Here is a 19,137-nt window from a genome sequence, read left to right as displayed (position 1 = left end):
ACCGCGTATACACCCCGTGTACAGTGACGCGCATGTCCATCGGTCACACCCTTCTGGGGCTCCTGGAATCCGGACCGCGCCACGGCTACGACCTCAAGCGCGCGTTCGACGAGCGGTTCGGCCACGACCGGCCCCTGCACTACGGCCAGGTCTACTCGACCATGTCCAGGCTCCTGAAGAACGGCCTCGTGGTCGTCGAGGGAGTCGAGGCGGGCGGCGGGCCCGAGCGGAAGCGGTACGCGATCACCGAGGCCGGCATCACCGATGTCGCCGCCTGGCTCGCCACGCCCGAGAAGCCCGAGCCGTACCTCCAGTCCACGCTCTACACCAAGGTCGTCCTGGCGCTGCTCACCGGCCGCGGGGCCGCCGACATCCTCGACACCCAGCGATCCGAGCACCTGCGGCTGATGCGCGAGCTCACGCGGCGCAAGAAGGACGGCGACCTCGCCGACCAGCTCATCTGCGACCACGCCCTCTTCCACCTCGAAGCGGATCTGCGCTGGCTGGAACTGACCGCCGCCCGCCTCGACCGGCTCGCCGAGGAGGTCCGCCGATGACCGGCGCCCAGCCCTCCCGGGTCCCGCTCCTCCGGGCCACCGGCCTCGGCAAGACCTACGGCTCCACCCCGGCGCTGGCGGGCGCCGACTTCTCCCTCCGCGCCGGCGAGGTCGTCGCCGTCATGGGCCCCTCCGGCTCCGGCAAGTCCACCCTGCTGCACTGCCTGGCCGGAATCGTGCGCCCCGACACGGGCACGATCATCTACGACGGCCGCGAGCTCACCGCGCTCTCCGACACCGCGCGCAGCGCCCTGCGCCGTACCGACTTCGGCTTCGTCTTCCAGTTCGGCCAGCTCGTCCCCGAGCTGACCTGCGTCGAGAACGTCGCCCTCCCTCTGCGTCTCAACGGCGAGAAGCGGAAGGCCGCCGAGGCCAGGGCCGTCGAGTGGATGGCCCGACTGGAGGTCGACGACACCGCGGCCAAGCGCCCCGGCGAGATATCCGGCGGCCAGGGCCAGCGCGTCGCCGTCGCCCGCGCGCTCGCCACCTCCCCGCGGGTGATCTTCGCCGACGAGCCGACCGGCGCGCTGGACTCCCTCAACGGCGAGCGGGTCATGCGGCTGCTGACCGACGCCTCCCGGGACACCGGCGCCGCCGTCGTCCTTGTCACCCACGAGGCCCGGGTCGCCGCGTACTCCGACCGCGAGATCGTCGTACGGGACGGTTCCGTCCGGGACGCGGAGTGGGCGGTATGAGCCTCGCCACCTGGGCCCGCGACCTGGTGCTCGGTGCCCGGTTCGCGGTCACCGGCGGCCGTTCCGGCCTCCTCCGCACCCTGCTGACCGCCACCGGCGTCGGCTTCGGCGTGGCCCTGCTGCTCCTCGCGGTCTCCCTGCCCAACATGCTCTTCCAGCGGGAGGTACGGGAGTCCGTCCGCGCCGTCGACGGCAGCGAGCAGATCGACTCGCCCCGGGACGACTCCTTCCTCCACCTCGGCCGGACCACGACCTACCGGGACGACGTCGTCACCGGACTCCTGGTGACCCCCGAGGGCGACGCGCCGCCGGTCCCGCCGGGCACGGCCGAGCTGCCGGCCGTCGGCGAGATGGCCGTCTCCCCGGCGCTCCGCGAGCTGCTCGACTCCCCCGAGGGCGCCCTCCTCAAGGAGCGGATCCCGTACGAGGTCACCGGGACGATCGGCCCGGCCGGTCTGATCGGCCCGGCCGAGCTGCGGTACGTCGCCCGGGTCGACTTCCTCACCACCGACAACCTCGACGGGCGCGGCACGCGCTACGGCTGGTCGGTGCCCGAGGAGCCGATGAACGCCTTCCTCATCCTCCTCGTCATGGTCGCCTGCGTCGTCCTGCTCCTGCCGGTGCTCGTCTTCATCGCGACGGCCGTCCGCTTCGGCGGCGAGCAGCGCGACCGTCGGCTCGCGGCGCTGCGGCTCGTCGGCGCGGACACGGCGACGACCCGCCGGATCGCGGCCGGCGAGTCCCTCGCGGGCGCGCTGCTCGGCCTCCTGACGGGTCTCGGACTCTTCGCCGTGGCCCGTCAGTTCGCGGGCGCCTTCACCATCTGGGACGTCAACGCCTTCCCCTCCGACGTCGTGCCGATGCCCGCGCTCGCCGTGCTCGTCCTCGTCGCGGTCCCGGTCTCCTCGGTCGTGGTCACGCTCTTCGCGCTGCGCGGGGTGGCGATCGAGCCGCTCGGCGTCGTGCGCGTCTCCACCCCCCGGCGCCGCAGCCTGTGGTGGAGGCTGGTGATCCTTGCGGCCGGCGTGGCCCTGCTCGTCCCGCTCATCGGCCAGGTCCGGGCGACCGAGACCAGCGTCGACAGCGTGGGCCTCGTCGCGGGCACCACGCTCGCCCTGATCGGCCTCACCACCCTCCTGCCCTGGCTCGTCGAGGCCTGCGTGAAGCGGCTCCACGCGGGTCCCGTCGCCTGGCAACTGGCCGTCCGCAGGCTCCAGCTGAGCAGCGGCACCGCGGCCCGCGCGGTCAGCGGCATCGTCGTCGCCGCCACCGGCGCGATCGCGCTCCAGATGCTCTTCCAGTCCATGGAGCAGGACTTCACTCAACTCACGGGCCAGGACACCTCCCGCGCCCAGATCACGGTCGGCACCGACACCAGGAACGGCGAGGAGGCCCGCGCGATCATCGACCGCGTCGCGCGGACCGAGGGCGTCGCCGGTGTCATCGGCATCACCCAGTCGAACCTCTGGCGGCCCGGCCCTCTGAAGGGGTCCGAGGAGTTCGCCCCGATGGCCTCGCTCAGGGTCGGCGACTGCGCCTCCCTCGGGGAGTTCGCCACGCTCCCCTCCTGCAAGGAGGGCGACGTCTTCGTCTTCCTCGCGCACGGTGCGCAGGGCAGCCCGGACGACTCCCACGTCACCCGGGCCGCGCGCCCCGGGGCCGCGGTCGTCCTGCGCGACCCGCACCCCCACCCGAGCGAGCCGCAGCCCCCGAAGGACAAGCCGCTGCCGCAGTGGCGCATCCCCGCCACGGCACGGGTCGTGGACTCCCGCCCGGACCCGACGGGCATGTACGAGTACGGCGTCCTCGCCACCCCGTCGGCGATCGACACCGGACTTCTCCACGAGCCCGACGCGCAGGCCATGGTGCGGCTCGACCCGACCGTGCCGGACGCCGCCGACCACGTACGGAACACGGCGGCGGCCATCGACCCGACGTCCTGGGTCCGCGACCTGAAGGACACCCAGCGGGACGCCGCGTTCTCCAGCGTCCGCACCGGCATCCTGGTCGGCTCCACGCTGACGATGCTCCTGGTGGCGGCCTCGCTGCTGGTCTCGACCCTGGAGCAGCTCAAGGACCGCAAGCGGCTGCTCTCCTCGCTGGTCGCCTTCGGCACCCGCCGCTCGACCCTGGCCTGGTCGGTCCTGTGGCAGACGGCGGTCCCGATCGTCCTCGGTCTCGCCCTCGCCGTGGCGGGCGGGCTCGCCCTCGGCGTCGTCCTGCTGAAGATGGGCGGCCAACGGGTCCAGGACTGGTGGGCCTTCCTGCCGGTCGTCGGAGTCGGGCTCGGTCTCATCGCGGCCGTGACGCTCCTGAGCATGCCGGTCCTGTGGCGCCTGATGCGGGCGGACGGGCTGCGCACGGAGTAACCCGTCGAGCGGATGTACGGGAGCGGGCGTGGGCACCTGGAGCCGGGGGGCTCCGGGGACCCGCGCCCGTCGGCGTACGCGCCTCAGGCGCCCTCGGCCACCACCCGTACCGGAAGCCCCTTCATCGCACCCCGCAGCTCCTCCGCCAGCTCCGCGAACTCGGCGTGCCGGGCGGCCCCGGTCCGCATCGCGAGGGCGATCCGCCGCGAGGGCGCCGGTTCCGTGAAGAGCCCCGTCCACAGGGCGCTGTTGCGGGCCGTCTCCACCGTCACGGCGGTGCGCGGCAGCAGGGTCACGCCGAGGCCGCCGGCCACCAGCTGGACCAGGGTGGAGAGCCCGGCGGCGGTGGTGGTGACCTCGGCGCCGTCGGTGCGGCCTGCTTCGCGGCAGATGTCGAGGGCCTGGTCTCGCAGGCAGTGCCCCTCGTCGAGGAGCAGCAGCCGCAGCTCCTTGAGGGCCTCGCGGGGGATGTCGTCCCGCCCTGCCAGCGGATGCCCCTGCGGTGTGACGAGCACGAAGTCCTCGTCGAAGAGGGGAAGTTCGGTGACGCCGGGCATGCCGAGCGGCACGGCGAGCAGCAGCAGGTCGAGCCGCCCTGCCGCGAGACCCTCCAGGAGGGAGGAGGTCTGCTCCTCGTGGACCTGGAGGTCGAGCTCGGGGTAGCGCCGGTGGACGAGCCGCAGGACGGTGGGCAGCAGATACGGCGCGACGGTCGGGATCACGCCGAGCCGCAGGACCCCGGTGAAGGGCGCCTGGGCCGCCTCCGCCTCCTCCATCAGCTCGGCGACCGCGTCCAGGACGGCCCGCGCGCGCACCGCGAGCCGCTCCCCCGCGGGCGAGAGCAGCACCTTCCGGGTCGTACGCTCGAGGAGCTGGACACCGAGTGCCTCTTCGAGAGCCGAAACCGCGCCCGAGAGGGCGGGCTGGCTCATGCCGATGGCCGCGGCCGCATCGCGGAAGTGCAGATGCTCGGCGACCGCGGCAAAGGCCCTGAGCTGCGAAAGGCTCGGCTGCTTGCCTCGGTGCGGGCCGTACGGCGGGGTGTAGGGGGACGCCACTGATAACCACCTTCGATCAACACGACCCACTCTAGCTATTTCACTGATCAATGCACTCCGTGCCATGCTGGGGCCACGTCCAACCCCCATGGAAGACCCCAAAAGGGACCCTTCCTGTTTCGCAAGGAGAGCGCGTGCTCACTGTCGGTGACAAGTTCCCCACCTACGACCTGACCGCCTGCGTGTCGCTGGAGAGCGGCAAGGAGTTCGAGCAGATCGACCACAAGGCCTACGAGGGCAAGTGGCGCGTGGTGTTCTTCTGGCCGAAGGACTTCACCTTCGTCTGCCCCACCGAGATCGCCGCGTTCGGCAAGCTGAACGACGAGTTCGCGGACCGTGACGCCCAGATCCTCGGCGTCTCCGGCGACTCCGAGTTCGTGCACCACGCCTGGCGCAAGGACCACGCCGACCTGCGTGACCTGCCCTTCCCGATGCTCGCCGACTCGAAGCACGAGCTCATGAGCGACTGCGGCGTCCGCGGCGAGGACGGCTTCGCCCAGCGCGCCGTCTTCATCGTGGACCCGAACAACGAGATCCAGTTCACCATGGTGACCGCCGGCTCCGTCGGCCGTAACCCCAAGGAGGTCCTGCGGGTGCTCGACGCCCTGCAGACCGACGAGCTGTGCCCGTGCAACTGGAACAAGGGCGAGGGCACCCTCGACGCCGCCGCCCTCCTCTCGGGCGAGTAAGGGCGATCTGAGATGGCTCTCGACGAACTCAAGGCCGCCATACCGGACTTCGCCAAGGACCTGAAGCTGAACCTCGGTTCGGTCATCGGCAACAGCGAGCTCCCGCAGCAGCAGCTCTGGGGCACGGTCCTCGCCTGCGCGATCGCCTCGCGCTCGCCGATCGTCCTCAAGGAGCTGGAGCCCGAGGCCCAGGCCAACCTGAAGCCCGAGGCGTACCAGGCCGCCAAGTCCGCCGCCGCGATCATGGCGATGAACAACGTCTTCTACCGGACCCGGCACCTGCTGTCGGACCCCGAGTACGGGACGATGCGCGCCGGTCTGCGGATGAACGTCATCGGCAAGCCGGGCGTCGACAAGGTCGACTTCGAGCTCTGGTCGCTGGCCGTCTCCGCGATCAACGGCTGCGGCCAGTGCCTGGACTCGCACGAGCAGGTCCTGCGCCAGGCCGGTGTCGACCGCGAGACGATCCAGGAGGCCGTGAAGATCGCCGCGGTGATCCAGGCCGTCGGCGTCACCCTCGACGCGGAGGCGGTCCTCGCCGAGTAAGGCGTGACCGTCGTACGAGAAGGGCCCCGGGCGCGAAAGCCCCGGGGCCCTTCCTCGTACCCGCGCAGGTCCTCCCCGGGCGGGTCACTTCTTGAGCGCCTCCATGAGCGCGAGCATGTCCTGGGCCAGCGGGACCTCGATCCCGGAGAGGTCGACCGGCTTGGTCTCCTGGATCGGTGTGTCCTCGTCCCCGTTCCAGCTGGCCGTCTCGGTGAAGTTGATCTCGATCTCCACCTGCCCGTCGAGCACCCGGAGCTCCGCCCCCATGCCGTCCTGGACGGTCATGTACGCCTTCTCCCCCAGCCCCGCGTACGGCTCCGCCTCGCCGAAGCGCCGCGCCACGGCGTCGAACTCGGGTCCGGGATCGGTCACCAGATGGCGGGTGTAGCTGACGCTCCCGCTGTAGCCGTTCTCCAGGGGCCCGAACATCAGCGAGCACTGCGCGAACTCCAGAACCGGATCCGCGGGTCCGTTCCCTCCGCCGGAGGTGCCGACGTCCACTCCGGAGCCCGATTCGCCCGTGGATCCGCTCTCCCAGCCGTCGCCGTCGCTCGACCGCTCCCCCAGGACTGCGGCGAGCCCCTTCAGCTCCGCCGTCTCGCAGAGGCTCTTCACGCTCTTGTACCCACGCATGTCCGGCCCCGCGTCCTGGCGTTTCTCGTACGCGTAGAGTCCGCCGCCCCACACCGCCGACGCCGCCACCGCGCCGCCGAGCGCCCACAGCCAGGGGCGGCGGGCGCGGGGCGGGCGCGGCGGGCCGGACGGCGGTGTCTCGGCGAGGACCTCGGAGATGACGAAACCGTCCCCGTCGACGAGTTCCGGCTCGGATATCACGTGTGCTTCTCCCCCTTGTCGGCTCCCGATCCCGGCGCCGGGGTCGGGGCCACTGCGAACGCGGTCGCGCCGCGCGGTTCCGGCGTGCTGCGCAAGGCCTGTTCGGTGCTGTACGCGCGCAGGTAGCCGACCACGGTGTTGGACACGGCCACCAGCGGGACGGCGACCACGGCACCGCCGATGCCCGCGATCAGACCGCCGGCCGCGACCGCGAGGACGACGGCCAGCGGGTGGACCCGCACCGCGCGCCCGAGGATGAAGGGCTGGAGCACATGGCCCTCGATCTGCTGCACGGCGAGGACGACGACGAGCACCATGAGCGCGGTGAACAGACCGTTGGTGACGAGGGCGACGACGACGGCGAGTGCGCCGGAGATCACCGCGCCGACGAGCGGGATGAAGGCGAAGAGGAAGATGAAGACGGCGAGCGGCACGGCCATCGGCACATCGAGGAAGTAGAGGCCGAGGCCGATGAAGACCGCGTCGATCAGGGCGACGAGCACGGTGCCGCGCACATAGGCGGTGAGCGTGCGCCAGGCGCGCGGTCCCGCGCCGGCGACGCCCGGCCGGGCCTGGGCGGGGACGAGCTTGAGCGTCCACTCCCAGACCTTCTTCCCGTCGTAGAGCAGGAAGAGCGTCGAGAACATGGCCAGCAGGATGCCGGTGAGCGTCTCGACGACGACCGTGACGCCCTGGAGTCCGACCTGCGTGATCTGCTCGGCGTTCGTCCCGACGGAGTCGCTGAGGTTCTTCGCGATCGCGTTGATCTGCTGCTCGGTCACATGGAAGGGACTGTTGAGCAGCCCGAGCTTGAGCTCCTCGATGCCGTCCTTGACCTGGTCGGACAGGTTGTCGATGTTGTCCATGACCTGCCAGACCACGAACCAGCCGACCAGTCCCATCACGACGAAGCCGGAGACGGCGGTGACGGCGGTGGCGAGTCCGCGCGGCAGGCCCATGGTGCGGAGCCGGGCGACGGTGGGCTGGAGCAGGGCGGTGACGAGCAGCGCGGCGACGAAGGCGAGGACGACGAGCTGGACGGAGCTGATCACCTTCATCAGCACCCAGAGCGTGCCCGCGAAGACGAGGAGCCGCCAACTCGCCTCCGCCGCCACGCGCATGCCCCAGGGGATAGCGGCGGCGGGGTCGGGGCGGGCGGCGACGGCGGGGGCGTACGAGGGAGGCGCGGGGACGGAGCGGCCGGTTCCGTCCTTGTCGTCGCCCACCGGGACCGGGGCGGCTGTCGGGAAGGGCGGGAGGGCGTCGGCATCCGCCTCCGCGGCGGCGCGGCGCTCGGGCGCGGGGGTGGTCGCGTCCTCGTGCGGGTCGGGGGCGGTGGTGTCCCCGTGCCCCGCCTCGCTCTCGTACGACGGCCCGAGCGGATCTTCGCGTTCCGCCTCGGCCCTGCGCTCGTCCAGGCGTTCGCCCATGCGGCTCAGGCCCTCGCCCAGCCGCGCCAGCCATCCCGGCAGTCTCGACATCGCTTCCTTCTTCCCCCCGCTCGTTTTCGCAACCTACACGCAAGAGCCCCTCACCGTAGGACGGTGAGGGGCTCCACGAGGTTGAGCACGCCGGTACTAGTACCAGCGGTTGGCCTGCCAGAACGACCAGGCGCCACAGGGGCTGCCGTAGCGGCTGTCCATGTAGCTGAGGCCCCACTTGATCTGGGTGGCGGGGTTCGTCTGCCAGTCGGCGCCGGCCGAGGACATCTTGCTGCCCGGCAGGGCCTGCACGAGGCCGTAGGCGCCCGAAGACGGGTTGACCGCGCGGTAGTTCCACGTGGACTCGTGGTTCACGATGTTGCTGAAGCACTGGAACTGCGAGGCCGGGATCATCTGGCGGGCCATCGCCTTGACCTCGGCGACGGAGTACGAGCCCTGGGCGGAGAAGCTGGAGGCGTCGCGTACCGCGGAGCGGCTGGCGCGCTCGGCCTCTTCCTTCTCGCGCTCCTTGCGCTCCTCCTCGGCCTTGGCCTCGGCGGCGGCCTTGTCGGCTGCCTCCTTCTTGGCCTCGGCGTCCTTGGCGGCGCGGAGCCGGGCGTTCTCCTCCGCGGTCTTCTTCGCGGTGGCGTCGGCGGCCGCGGCCTGGACGTCGGCCTGCTCCGAGAGCGAGGAGACCTGTACCTGGGCCTGCTCGCCCGCGGGGATGTCCGCGAGCAGCGTGGTGTCGGCCGCGGTGGCCTCGAAGTTGTCATCCGAAGCCTGGACGGCGTTGCCCGAGGCAACGCCGACGACGGCGCCGACGGTGGTGACCGCAGTGGCCGAAGCCACCGCGAATCCCCGGACCGAGATCCGGCTCACACGGTTTCCTTCCAGCACGCCCGCACAGGTGACCACGCGGGCGAAATCGTGCCCCTGGCGCTGGTCTCCGACGTACTGGGTCACTGAAGACACGGGCCCGTGGTGCTGTGGGCGGCATACGGCTGACGACTGTTGAGTTGTTCAGGGGTGCGCACCGATGAGGGTGCACGGGTGCCGTATGCGGGGCCTGACGGAAGCAAGACTTTGCCGGACGGCGACACCGCAAGGCAATTCTGCGATGCGTGTGAAAGCTCACACCTCGCTGGACGCAGGTGTTTTGGGAGATACAGCGGACAGGAGTGCGCCGCCCGGCTAAGCTCCTGCGCTTTGCCGGGCGGCGCCAACTGCCGTACGCGTACAGAGGCGTACGAAACGGGTCAGATCTGACCGTCCTCCAGCATCTCGGTGACGAGCGCGGCGATCTGGGAGCGCTCGGAGCGGGTGAGGGTGACGTGGGCGAAGAGCGGATGCCCCTTCAGTTTCTCGATCACGGCGACGACTCCGTCGTACCGGCCGACCCGGAGGTTGTCGCGCTGGGCGACGTCATGGGTCAGGACGACCCGTGAATTCGCCCCGATCCGGGACAGAACGGTCAACAGGACGTTCCGCTCCAGGGACTGGGCCTCGTCCACGATGACGAAGGCGTCGTGGAGGGAGCGGCCCCGGATGTGGGTGAGCGGCAGGACCTCCAGCATCCCGCGGCCGAGCACCTCCTCGATGACCTCGCGGCTCGCCACCGAGGACAGCGTGTCGAAGACCGCCTGAGCCCAGGGGCTCATCTTCTCCGCCTCGCTGCCCGGCAGGTAGCCGAGCTCCTGGCCGCCGACCGCGTACAGCGGGCGGAAGACCATCACCTTCTGGTGCTGCCGGCGCTCCAGGACCGCCTCCAGGCCCGCGCAGAGCGCGAGCGCGGACTTGCCCGTGCCGGCCCGGCCGCCCATCGAGATGATGCCGACGTCCGGGTCGAGGAGCAGATCGAGCGCGATCCGCTGCTCGGCGCTGCGGCCGCGGAGCCCGAAGGCCTCCCGGTCGCCCCGGACCAGCTTCACGTTCCCGTCGGCCGTGACCCGGCCGAGCGCCTTGCCGCGCTCGGACTGGATGGTCAGGCCCGTGTGCACCGGCAGGTCGGCGGCCTCCGGCACGTGCAGCGAGTCCTGGTCGTAGAGCAGGTCGACCTGCTCCCCGGAGAGCGCGAGCTCGGACATCCCGGTCCAGCCGTTGGCGTCCGTGATGGCCAGTTCGGCGCGGTACTCCTCCGCGAGGAGGCCGACCGAGGAGGCCTTGATGCGCAGCGGCAGGTCCTTGGAGACGACCGTGACGTCGTACCCCTCCGCCTGGAGGTTCCGCGCTACCGCGAGGATCCGTGAGTCGTTGTCCCCCAACCTGTAGCCGGCGGGCAGTACGCCGGGGTCGGAATGGTTGAGTTCGACACGCAGGGTGCCGCCGAGCTCCCCGATGGGGAGCGGGGCGTCGAGGCGTCCGTACCTGACCCGGAAGTCGTCGAGCAGGCGCAGGGCCTGCCGGGCGAAGTAGCCGAGCTCGGGGTGATGCCGCTTGGCCTCCAACTCGGTGACCACGACGATCGGGAGCACGACTTCGTGCTCGTCGAACCGGGACAACGCGTTGGGGTCGGCCAGCAGGACGCTGGTGTCGAGAACATAGGTGCGCCGGTCGTTAAGGCGGCGCTTCGTGCTGGTCACCACGGAAGGACAGACCCCCTCTGAAGACCCCATAGAGGTCGGGGCGCGACGGAACCGGTGTCGCTGCGGAATGGGACCGGGTTCAGGCCGCGATGCGCGGGCCGAACCACGGCCCTCCGCTTCTCCCGTACGTGTCCCGCACGGTCGTCCTGGTGCAAGGGGCCTCCCGGGTGGCGGTCTCCGTGCCGCTCACTTCACCAGGGATATGCCCTCGAACCACCTCTGCCATGCCATGGCATATGACGACGTGTTCGTGAACACCAGATGATCGGTTCCGACCGGGTCTGTCAGGTCCCGTAGCGCCGGTGCCGGGCCGCGTAGTCGCGCAGGGCCCGCAGGAAGTCGACCTTACGGAAGGCCGGCCAGTGCACTTCACAGAAGTAGTACTCGGAATGGGCGCTCTGCCACAGCATGAATCCGGACAGACGCTGCTCGCCACTCGTACGGATCACCAGATCCGGGTCGGGCTGACCGCGCGTGTAGAGGTGCTCCGAGATGTGCTCGACGTCGACGATCTCGGCGAGCTCCTCGAAGCTCGTCCCCCGCTCCGCGTGCTCCAGGAGCAGCGAGCGGACCGCGTCCGCGATCTCCTGTCGGCCGCCGTAGCCCACCGCCACGTTCACCAGTATTCCGGTGTTGGCGCGGGTGGCCTGCTCGGCCTCCTTCAGCACGGACTGGGTACGGGCCGGCAGCAGGTCCATCGTGCCGACGTGGTTGACCCGCCAGCGGCCGTCGGCGGCCAGCGCGCGCACGGCGTTCTCGATGATGCCGAGCAGCGGGACCAGCTGCTCCTCGGGCCGGTTCAGGTTGTCCGTGGACAGCATCCAGAGCGTGACGACCTCGACGTCCGTCTCGGCGCACCAGCCGAGCAGCTCCTGGATCTTGTCCGCGCCCGCCTTGTGCCCCTGTTCGGGGGTCCCGCCGGACGCCTTGGCCCAACGCCGGTTCCCGTCGAGGATGACCCCGATGTGCTTGGGCACCTGGGCGTGGTCGAGGCGGCCTTCCACCCGGCGTGCGTAGAGCCCGTACACCAGGTCGCGCAGGTTCACTGTTCTTTACCTCTCCATGCACCGGCGGGCCCGCCCGGCAGCGGCGGTCCGCAAGCCGCCACACTACTGCGGACGGGCGAGGGGCTCCCAGCCCGGGACTGTCACAAGTCCGTGATAAGCAGAGATACGTGACTGATTCCCCCCTGTACCGCGCCTCCGCGGACCGCTACGACACCATGGAGTACCGCCGCACGGGCCGCAGCGGCCTGAAGCTCCCGGCGGTCTCCCTCGGCCTCTGGCACAACTTCGGCGACGACAAGGCACTCGGCACCCAGCGCGCCATCCTGCGCCGCGCCTTCGACCTGGGCGTGACCCACTTCGACCTGGCGAACAACTACGGGCCCCCGCCCGGCTCGGCCGAGCTCAACTTCGGCAAGCTCTTCGCCCAGGACTTCGCGCCCTACCGCGACGAGCTGATCGTCTCCACCAAGGCCGGTTACGAGATGCACCCCGGCCCGTACGGCGAGTGGGGCTCCCGCAAGTACCTGATGTCCTCGCTCGACGCCTCGCTGAAGCGGATGGGCCTCGACTACGTCGACATCTTCTACTCGCACCGCTTCGACCCGCACACCCCGCTGGAGGAGACGATGGGGGCCCTGGCCTCCGCCGTCCAGCAGGGCAAGGCGCTGTACGTCGGCGTCTCCTCGTACAACAGCGAGCAGACCGCCGAGGCCGCCCGGATCCTGCAGGAGATGGGCGTCCGGCCGCTCATCCACCAGCCCTCGTACTCCATGATCAACCGCTGGACCGAGGAGGACGGCCTCCTCGACACCCTGGAGGACGCCGGCATGGGGTGCATCTCCTTCGTGCCGCTGGCGCAGGGGCTGCTCACCAACAAGTACCTGAAGGGCATCCCGGAGGGCTCGCGGGCCACCCAGGGCAAGTCCCTCGACCCGAACCTGCTCTCGGACGAGGTGCTGCGGCGCCTGCGCGGCCTCGCGGGCATCGCGGAGCGAAGGGGCCAGTCGCTGGCGCAGCTCGCGCTGGCGTGGGTGCTGCGCGACGAGCGGATGACCTCGGCACTGATCGGCGCGTCCAGCGTGGCCCAGCTGGAGGAGAACGTGGCCGCGCTCGCGGGTGCGCCGCTGACCGCCGAGGAGCTCAAGGAGATCGACTCGTTCGCGGTCGACACCGCCGGCACGAACATCTGGGCGAGCCGGGGCTGACACCGGGCCCGTAGACCGGAGAAAGAAAAACGGGCCGGTCCGTGGGGGGGATACGGACCGGCCCGAGGGGGGGTTTCCACCATAACCCTTCGATAGTCGTGTTGCGCGCCACGTACGCGGAACTCATCCCGCGGGAAGTGGCGGATCCCAGTCCGGACAAGGGCTCTGGGGCCGTGTGGCGGGTTTGCGCCCCCGCGTGGCGGCGGGGTTCCGTCCCTCCGAAGAGGGACCGGCCGGCAGAGGCGCGGCGTTGACGGGACGGCCCGTCACGGGAGCGCGCTGAACGCCCCGAGGAGCAGCCCGAGCAGGGCTCCCACCAGCATGAACGGGCCGAAGGGGATCGCGGAGGAACGGTCCGCACGGCGCAGCAGGACGAGCCCGATGCCGTAGACGGCTCCGAGGAGGAAGCCCGCGAAGGCCCCGGCGAAGAGGACGCCCCAGCCGTACCAGCCGAGCGCGGCGCCCAGCGGGAGCGCCAGTTTGACGTCACCGAAGCCGAGTCCGGCCGGGTTGATCACGTACAGCACCAGATAGGACCCGCCGAGGGCGAGCGCGCCGAGGAGGGCGTGGAGCCAGGAGCCGGCCTCGTACGGCAGGAGCTCGGCGGCGCCGAGGAGCAGCGGGACGGCGGCGGCGAGCGGCAGGGTGAGCCCGTCGGGGAGCCGGTGGACGCGGGCGTCGACGCAGGCGAGGAGGACGGCGAAGGGCGCGCCGATCAGCCAGACCGCCAGCTCGGGCCGGGGCCCGCCGGTCGCGGCGGCGAGCGCGGCGCAGGCGAGGGCGGTGAGGAGCGGTGCGGCGAGCGGGGTGGGAGTGGTGGCGCAGTCCTGCCGCCCGGGCCCGCCGAGCCAGCCGCGCGCGGGACCCGCGAGCGGGTGCCCGGCGGGACACCGGTCCCGCCACGGCTCCTCGGCGGGCACGGCCAGCCGGTACGCGGCCCGCGGGACGAGCAGCCCGACGGCGGCCCCCCACAGGGCCGCGGCGAAGATCAGCGTGACGTACACGGACCCGACCCTAGGGTCGGGGGGCCGCTACGGTCTGGCGCATGGGGAAATGGGTGGACGGGGCGGGGACGCTGATGCCGGCTTCGCCGGGGCCGGAGATCCCGCTGGAGATCGCGGCGTCGTACCGGGCGCGGCGGAGGGGCCTGCTGGGCCGGGACGGAATCGCGGGAGCGCTCCTGATCACGCCGACGAACAGCGTGCACACCTTCGGCATGCGGTTCGCGATCGACGTGGCCTATCTGGACCGCTCGCTGCGGGTGCTGTCGGTGGTGACGATGCGGCCGGGCCGCCTCGGGATGGTGAGGCCGCGCGGCCGGCACGTCCTGGAGGCGGAGGCGGGCGCGATGGCGGAGTGGGGACTGCGGCCGGGCACGTCCGTGCGGATCACGGCGGACCCGAGCCGAGGAAGGTGAGGTGCACCGACGTCGTCACGGCGGGCCCGAGCCGAGCAGGGTGAAGGCCCCGTAGGCGGCGGAGGCGAGCGCGAGTCCGGCGAGGACGGGCGGGGTCGTGCGTGTCCTGAGCCGCGCGAGGGCGACGGCGGGCGGGAGCAGCAGCCCGAAGGCGGGCATCATCAGGCGCGGCCGGGATCCGAAGTAGGCGGCGCCGACGAGCGAGACGAAGACGACGCCGATCGTGTGGACGAGCAGCGGCAGCGGCTGCTTCTGCCGTACGCACAGGGCGACGAGCCAGCCGAGCAGCGCGAGCGCCGCGCAGAGGCCGAGGGCCGCGGGCCAGGGCAGGCCGGCGATGAACCGGGCGAGGGCGACGCCGCCGTCGATGGAGTTGCCCCAGGCGGCCTGGACGTCGAAGTAGGCGGTGGGACTGTGCCGGCGGACCCCGACGTAGGCGATGTACGCGAACCAGCCCAGCGGCGCGATCAGCACCCCGGCGACCGTCCGGAGGGGCAGCCTCCGCTCCCGTACGAGGGTGACGAGGGCCGTGATCCCGAGGGCGGCGATCAGCGCGACGGCGGTCGGCCGGGTGAGCCCGGCGGCGGCACACAGGAGGCCGGCCAGGATCCACCGCCCGCGCAGCACGGCGTACAGCGACCAGGCGGCGAAGGCCGTGAACAGGGTCTCGGTGTACGCCATCGACTGCACGAACGCGGTCGGGTACACGCCCCAGAGGACGGCGAGCAGCACGCCCGCGCGCTCCCCCGCGAAGTGGGCGCCGCACTTGTAGATGCCCCAGGCGGCGGCGACCGCGGCCGTCCAGGACACGACCAGCCCGGCGGTGGCCGCGTCGAGGGGGAGGACGGCGGACAGGCCCCGTTCCAGGGCGGGGAGGAGCGGGAAGAAGGCGAGGTCGGAGTGGACGTCGCCGTTCGGCAGGGTGACCTCGTACCCGTATCCGTGCTCGGCGACGCGGACGTACCAGACGGAGTCCCAGCGGCCCTTGAGCCGGTGCAGGCCGTCCTTGCCGGTCGCGGCGGCGGCGATGGCGAGGACGGCGAGCCCGATGACACGGGTGAGGACGTAGCCACCGACGGCTAGGACGGTGGGGCTGATGCCGGTGGGGCTGATGCCGGTGGGGCTGAGGGGACGGCGGAGGCTGAGGGTGTTGCGGGGACGGTCGGGCGCGGACATGCCGCCGATTATCCCGATTATCCGTACGGGTCTGTCCCCCGCCTCACCCGAGGGGCCTTATGCGGACGAACTTCGCAGAAAGGGCGGGGCCGAGCTGATGGACGATGGCGTGACCGGGCTCCTGCGGGGAGGGCAGGTCACCGAGGAACGACGTGACGATGACCTCGTCGATACCGAGGACACCGCGACAGCACTGCTCCTCCAGGAAGTCGAGCGTCCGGCGCCAGTCGGCGGCGGTCGGGTCCTCCCCGAGGAAGGAACGGACGGTGCCCTGGACGACGTCCCAGAAGAAGACGTGCGGCAGGACATCGCCCTGGGTGAAGACATGGGTCTCGTACGCACCCCGGAACTCGGGAATCCGGGTGACGAGATCACTGACCAGCTGGACACTCGGCGTCGTCGACGTCATCGGCAGCCCACTTCGGAACGATCCATGTGGTGTCGGGTACTCCGATCACTCCGCTCCAGAATGCTCCTCGACGGCGGGGACGTCTCGTCAGTTTTGCGCTTTCCTGACGACGAGTTTCTCCGGGTTTTCCACAGGGGGTGCGAAGTATCCCTCTTCCGTGGATCGTTGGGCGTATGTACGAGTTGGCGATCCTCGCGAGGGGCGGGGTACTCCTCACGGTCTGGGCGCTCGCGGCGGGCTGGCCCCGGGGCCGCCTGGCGGGACGCCTGCGCCGGGACGGATGGCAGGGGATCTGCCGGGGCGCGTGGGCGGTCCCGGGGAAGGACGTGGACTGGCGGGTGCGGGCGACGGCGCTCCAGCTCCTCCGCCCGGAGCTGGTGTGCAGCCACGGGACGGCGGCGCGGCTGCACCGCATCGAGCTGCTGGGCGGGGCGGCCGTGGACCTCGTGCCGCCGCTCGACTTCACGGCACCGGCGTCGTCCCGTTCGACCCAGGACTCCCTGATACGGGTGAGGGCCACGTCCTTCCTGACGGACGGGGACGAGTCGGTCCGGCGGGGGCTTCGGGTGACTACCCCGGCGCGGACGGTCGGCGACCTCATACGGAGCTGCGGCAGCCGCGAGGAGGCGGTAGTCGCGGCGGACTCGGCGCTGGCGCGGCGGGTGGTCGGGGGCGTACGGCGCGAGGCGCTCGTCCGGTACGAGGACCTGGCCGCCGAACTGGCCAGGCCCCGCACGGGCGGGCCGCGCGCCCGCGCCTGGCTGCCCCTGACCGAGGCGGCCTCGGGCTCGCCGGCGGAGTCGGTCGCCCGGCTCCGGATGCGGGACGCGGACCTGCGCCCCGAGTCGCAGCCGCCGCTGTGGCCGGCCGGAGCCGGCCGACCCCTGCGCCCCGACTTCCTCTTCCGCGAGGCGGGCCTGGCGGTGGAGGTGGAGGGCTACGCCTTCCACGGCACGCGCCGGGCCCACGAACGGGACGTCGCCCGCTTCAACGCGCTCCAGTCCTGCCCGGAGGTCCGCCGGGTGCTGCGCTTCACGGCGAGGGAGGTCTTCACGGCCCCGGACCGGATGACGGCGACGATCCGGACGGCGCTCGCGTCCCTGTCGCCCTAAGGGGCGACTGTCGTCCGGGGGAAGGAGACCTCGACGCGCCGGTTCTTCTTCCGGCCCTCCTCGGTGGCGTTGTCCGCGATCGGGTAGTCCTCGCTGTAGCCCCGGATGTCGAACGTCGTCCCGGGGTCGAGACTCCGGGCGAGAACCTGCTGCACGGCGACGGCACGCTGCTTGGAGAGCTTGAGCCCGTGCTCGTACGTCCCAAGGTTGTCGGTGAACCCGAAGACCCGGACCCGACCGGAACCGAGCTTGTTGACCTCGGCGGCGATCGCGGCGATACGGGAGGTGGCGGCGGGGCTCAGCTTGGCGCTGTTCTTCGGGAACAGGACCTCGGCCTGAAGCGCGAAGGTCACGTCCACGTTGGTGTCCTGCCGGCGCTCCGCACCGCCCTCCTCCTCGACGATCTGCTTGATGTCGAGCACCTTGGCGGGCGCGAGGGTGGCCCCCTCGGGAAGCATGAGGCCGGGCGCGTTCGCGTTGATGGCGGGCGGCGGAGCGGCAATGCCGGCGGAGCCGGGCGGATCGTCGGCGTGCGCGGTGGGCACGGTGAGCGGCCAGATGGCCACGGAGACGAGGGCCAGGGCGGCCAGGCGGCGGTTCGTCGTCGTCATGGCGTCGCCTCAGGAGAGTTTGAGGGTGGCGGGTTCGAAGGTGGGGAGCTGGAAGGAGACTTCGGTGGTGGTGGCGGGGGGTGCGGGGAATTGCATGAAGACCTCGACCGGGTCACTCGCCGAGACGATGCCGAGGCCAGCTGTCGTCAGCGGCCTCCCATCTGTGTCCCGCAGCACGTAGTAGCGCTTCTTTCCTACGGAGTCGACGAGGGTTGCTCCACCCAGCGAAGTACCGTGCTTCACGACCTCGGTCTCGTTGCCGCTGACCTGAGCAGGCACTGCGCTCCCGGAGCCACCGCTATTGCTCAGACGACCCTTTACGGTGAGGAATCCACCCGCGTCTCGCTCCGCCGAACTGATGGAAAGCTCCAAACCTTTCTGCCCCTTCAAGGTGGCGAGCACCTCCACAGGTTCGCCAGCGGTGGGCTGCTTCTCCCCGCCCTGTGTCGTCTGGGGAGCAGCCGTAGTCGCGTTTGGCTTGGCGGTCTTCGGCTTCTCCTCAGCTCCGCAGCCGACCGCAAGGAGAGCCACCGACGCGACTGCGAGGGAGGCCAGCCCCTTGCGTGCATAACGAACGTTCATGAAGCGCGCTTCCTTTACTCGTCGTCGCAGGTCATTCGGACAGCCGGACCGTGAAGAGGTCGACAGTGTCGGGCAGGGTCGGATTCTCCGGATCGATCTCCCAGTCCACTCCGTCGCACTCGAGCCCCTCGATCGGGACCTCTTCTTCCTCCTCGCCCTCACCGGGTGCCGTTGGCGTCGGAGTCGGCTCCAAAGTGGGCTCCGGCTCCGTGAACGAACAGCGCGGTTCGATGACTGCTTCGGCAGACGCCGTTGCATGCCGCGACTCCGGACCCGTCGTACGTACCGTCACACGAAATCCCCATGAGGCGAGAGGCTCACAGCCACCCCCCGAGAAAGTTGCCTGGTTCCGGGCCGCGAACTCCCCCGCCCGTTGACACGCGGCAGGGTCCATGTAGGCCCCGCCGTGGAGGAAACCGTCCCATTGGTCCGGGGAGAGAATGACTTCGAGCCAGTCCTCACGCAACCGATCCCGAGCAGCCTGCGCGGCTGCAAGAGCTGCGGCGTCGGCCGCGGTCTGGGCACTGTTCCGAGTGAATGCAGCCTGCCCCACGGCAAAGTAGGCAAAGGCCAGGAACAACAAGCCACCTACGACCGCGATATAGACGGGGAAGGCCTGGCCTTCATCGCCTAGCCGTGAGGATCGCGCTACTTCGTCAGGTCGGCGATCTTCTGCGTAATGGCGGTCTTGATCGACTGGCCGATATCCGTACCGGTGATCGCCACCACGATCGCCACCACCACCACAATGATCCCCAGGTACTCCACCGCCGTCTGCCCCCGGTCCCCGGACAGCAGTCGGCTCGTCAGCCGTACCTTGGCCTTGGTCACGGCCTTCAGCATCGCGTCGTTCATCGTGGTCCCCTC

General features: G+C 71.0%; 20 protein-coding genes and 1 pseudogene. 8 read left to right on the top strand and 13 right to left on the bottom strand.

What is annotated here, in order from left to right; translation table 11 throughout:
- Positions 1-32 precede the first annotated feature (32 nt).
- Genes IE124_RS24305 through IE124_RS24295 form a run of 3 tightly spaced genes read left to right on the top strand, consistent with a single transcriptional unit; the run spans position 33 to position 3,621 of the window.
- Positions 33-557, top strand: coding sequence for a PadR family transcriptional regulator (locus IE124_RS24305; RefSeq protein ID WP_189510125.1), 525 nt, complete (start codon positions 33-35; stop codon positions 555-557).
- Positions 554-1,252, top strand: a complete 699-nt coding sequence (locus tag IE124_RS24300; protein ID WP_189510124.1) for an ABC transporter ATP-binding protein — start codon at positions 554-556, stop codon at positions 1,250-1,252. Before IE124_RS24305 ends, IE124_RS24300 begins: the two co-directional genes overlap by 4 nt.
- Positions 1,249-3,621 carry an FtsX-like permease family protein gene (locus IE124_RS24295; protein WP_189510122.1) on the top strand — a complete coding sequence of 791 codons (2,373 nt, stop codon included), beginning with the start codon at positions 1,249-1,251 and terminating at the stop codon, positions 3,619-3,621. Before IE124_RS24300 ends, IE124_RS24295 begins: the two co-directional genes overlap by 4 nt.
- A gap of 83 nt (positions 3,622-3,704) precedes the next feature.
- On the opposite strand, the gene IE124_RS24290 is transcribed toward IE124_RS24295, so the two are convergent.
- A complete protein-coding gene (locus IE124_RS24290; protein ID WP_189510120.1) occupies positions 3,705-4,679 on the bottom strand; it encodes a hydrogen peroxide-inducible genes activator in 975 nt (324 codons plus the stop codon).
- Between the two features lie 134 nt (positions 4,680-4,813).
- Between IE124_RS24290 and IE124_RS24285 the strand changes: the two genes are divergently transcribed.
- Both IE124_RS24285 and IE124_RS24280 read left to right on the top strand, forming a co-directional pair.
- Positions 4,814-5,368 carry a peroxiredoxin gene (locus IE124_RS24285; protein WP_024758658.1) on the top strand — a complete coding sequence of 185 codons (555 nt, stop codon included), beginning with the start codon at positions 4,814-4,816 and terminating at the stop codon, positions 5,366-5,368.
- Between the two features lie 12 nt (positions 5,369-5,380).
- Positions 5,381-5,914: an alkyl hydroperoxide reductase gene (locus IE124_RS24280; protein WP_150266481.1), complete on the top strand. Its 534-nt coding sequence runs from the start codon at positions 5,381-5,383 to the stop codon at positions 5,912-5,914.
- 84 nt (positions 5,915-5,998) lie between these two features.
- Here the strand turns inward: IE124_RS24280 and IE124_RS24275 are convergent, their stop codons facing one another.
- The 5 genes from IE124_RS24275 to IE124_RS24255 form a co-directional block, all read right to left on the bottom strand.
- On the bottom strand, positions 5,999-6,748 hold the full coding sequence (locus tag IE124_RS24275) for a hypothetical protein (protein WP_189510118.1): 750 nt from the start codon (positions 6,746-6,748) through the stop codon (positions 5,999-6,001).
- Positions 6,745-8,229 (bottom strand): AI-2E family transporter, encoded by a 1,485-nt coding sequence (locus IE124_RS24270; RefSeq protein WP_189510116.1) that lies wholly within the window; start codon positions 8,227-8,229, stop codon positions 6,745-6,747. Before IE124_RS24270 ends, IE124_RS24275 begins: the two co-directional genes overlap by 4 nt.
- A 96-nt stretch (positions 8,230-8,325) precedes the next feature.
- A complete protein-coding gene (locus IE124_RS24265; protein ID WP_189510114.1) occupies positions 8,326-9,048 on the bottom strand; it encodes an aggregation-promoting factor C-terminal-like domain-containing protein in 723 nt (240 codons plus the stop codon).
- Positions 9,049-9,425: 377 nt separating this feature from the next.
- Complete coding sequence (gene phoH2 / locus IE124_RS24260) at positions 9,426-10,751, bottom strand: RNA 5'-3' helicase PhoH2 (protein ID WP_189510112.1); 1,326 nt, start codon at positions 10,749-10,751, stop codon at positions 9,426-9,428.
- Positions 10,752-11,035: 284 nt separating this feature from the next.
- On the bottom strand, positions 11,036-11,797 hold the full coding sequence (locus IE124_RS24255) for an isoprenyl transferase (protein ID WP_189510110.1): 762 nt from the start codon (positions 11,795-11,797) through the stop codon (positions 11,036-11,038).
- A 128-nt stretch (positions 11,798-11,925) separates the two neighbouring features.
- On the opposite strand from IE124_RS24255, the gene mgrA reads away from it, so the two are divergent.
- On the top strand, positions 11,926-12,963 hold the full coding sequence (mgrA, locus tag IE124_RS24250; RefSeq protein ID WP_189510108.1) for an L-glyceraldehyde 3-phosphate reductase: 1,038 nt from the start codon (positions 11,926-11,928) through the stop codon (positions 12,961-12,963).
- A 266-nt stretch (positions 12,964-13,229) separates the two neighbouring features.
- On the opposite strand, the gene IE124_RS24245 is transcribed toward mgrA, so the two are convergent.
- On the bottom strand, positions 13,230-13,967 hold the full coding sequence (locus IE124_RS24245; RefSeq protein ID WP_189510105.1) for a prepilin peptidase: 738 nt from the start codon (positions 13,965-13,967) through the stop codon (positions 13,230-13,232).
- A gap of 41 nt (positions 13,968-14,008) precedes the next feature.
- On the opposite strand from IE124_RS24245, the gene IE124_RS24240 reads away from it, so the two are divergent.
- Positions 14,009-14,380, top strand: coding sequence for a DUF192 domain-containing protein (locus IE124_RS24240; protein WP_189510103.1), 372 nt, complete (start codon positions 14,009-14,011; stop codon positions 14,378-14,380).
- A gap of 15 nt (positions 14,381-14,395) precedes the next feature.
- Here IE124_RS24240 and IE124_RS24235 read toward each other — a convergent pair whose 3' ends face one another.
- Positions 14,396-15,556, bottom strand: a complete 1,161-nt coding sequence (locus IE124_RS24235) for a mannosyltransferase family protein (RefSeq protein ID WP_189510101.1) — start codon at positions 15,554-15,556, stop codon at positions 14,396-14,398.
- A 43-nt stretch (positions 15,557-15,599) separates the two neighbouring features.
- Positions 15,600-15,965: a hypothetical protein gene (locus IE124_RS24230; RefSeq protein ID WP_150266500.1), complete on the bottom strand. Its 366-nt coding sequence runs from the start codon at positions 15,963-15,965 to the stop codon at positions 15,600-15,602.
- A gap of 173 nt (positions 15,966-16,138) precedes the next feature.
- On the opposite strand from IE124_RS24230, the gene IE124_RS24225 reads away from it, so the two are divergent.
- Positions 16,139-17,077 (top strand): PDDEXK family nuclease, encoded by a 939-nt coding sequence (locus IE124_RS24225; protein ID WP_189510099.1) that lies wholly within the window; start codon positions 16,139-16,141, stop codon positions 17,075-17,077.
- Here the strand turns inward: IE124_RS24225 and IE124_RS24220 are convergent.
- The 4 genes and pseudogenes from IE124_RS24220 to IE124_RS24205 all read right to left on the bottom strand — a co-directional run bounded on the left by IE124_RS24220 (position 17,074) and on the right by IE124_RS24205 (position 19,113).
- The gene (locus IE124_RS24220; protein ID WP_189510097.1) at positions 17,074-17,688 is read right to left on the bottom strand and encodes an OmpA family protein; all 615 of its coding nucleotides are present in this window, start codon (positions 17,686-17,688) and stop codon (positions 17,074-17,076) included. The genes IE124_RS24225 and IE124_RS24220 overlap by 4 nt on opposite strands.
- Positions 17,689-17,697: 9 nt before the next feature.
- Complete coding sequence (locus tag IE124_RS24215) at positions 17,698-18,270, bottom strand: hypothetical protein (protein WP_189510095.1); 573 nt, start codon at positions 18,268-18,270, stop codon at positions 17,698-17,700.
- A 31-nt stretch (positions 18,271-18,301) separates the two neighbouring features.
- Positions 18,302-18,880: pseudogene (locus tag IE124_RS24210) on the bottom strand (pilus assembly protein TadG-related protein); the annotation flags it as partial.
- A 38-nt stretch (positions 18,881-18,918) separates the two neighbouring features.
- On the bottom strand, positions 18,919-19,113 hold the full coding sequence (locus tag IE124_RS24205) for a Flp family type IVb pilin (protein ID WP_189510337.1): 195 nt from the start codon (positions 19,111-19,113) through the stop codon (positions 18,919-18,921).
- Positions 19,114-19,137 lie beyond the last annotated feature (24 nt).

Source organism: Streptomyces narbonensis, assembly GCF_014649015.1.
In the GTDB taxonomy this organism is placed as follows: Bacteria; Actinomycetota; Actinomycetes; order Streptomycetales; family Streptomycetaceae; genus Streptomyces; species Streptomyces narbonensis.
Note: the sequence above shows the minus strand (reverse complement) of the source record. Positions and strands in the feature narration are given on the sequence as shown.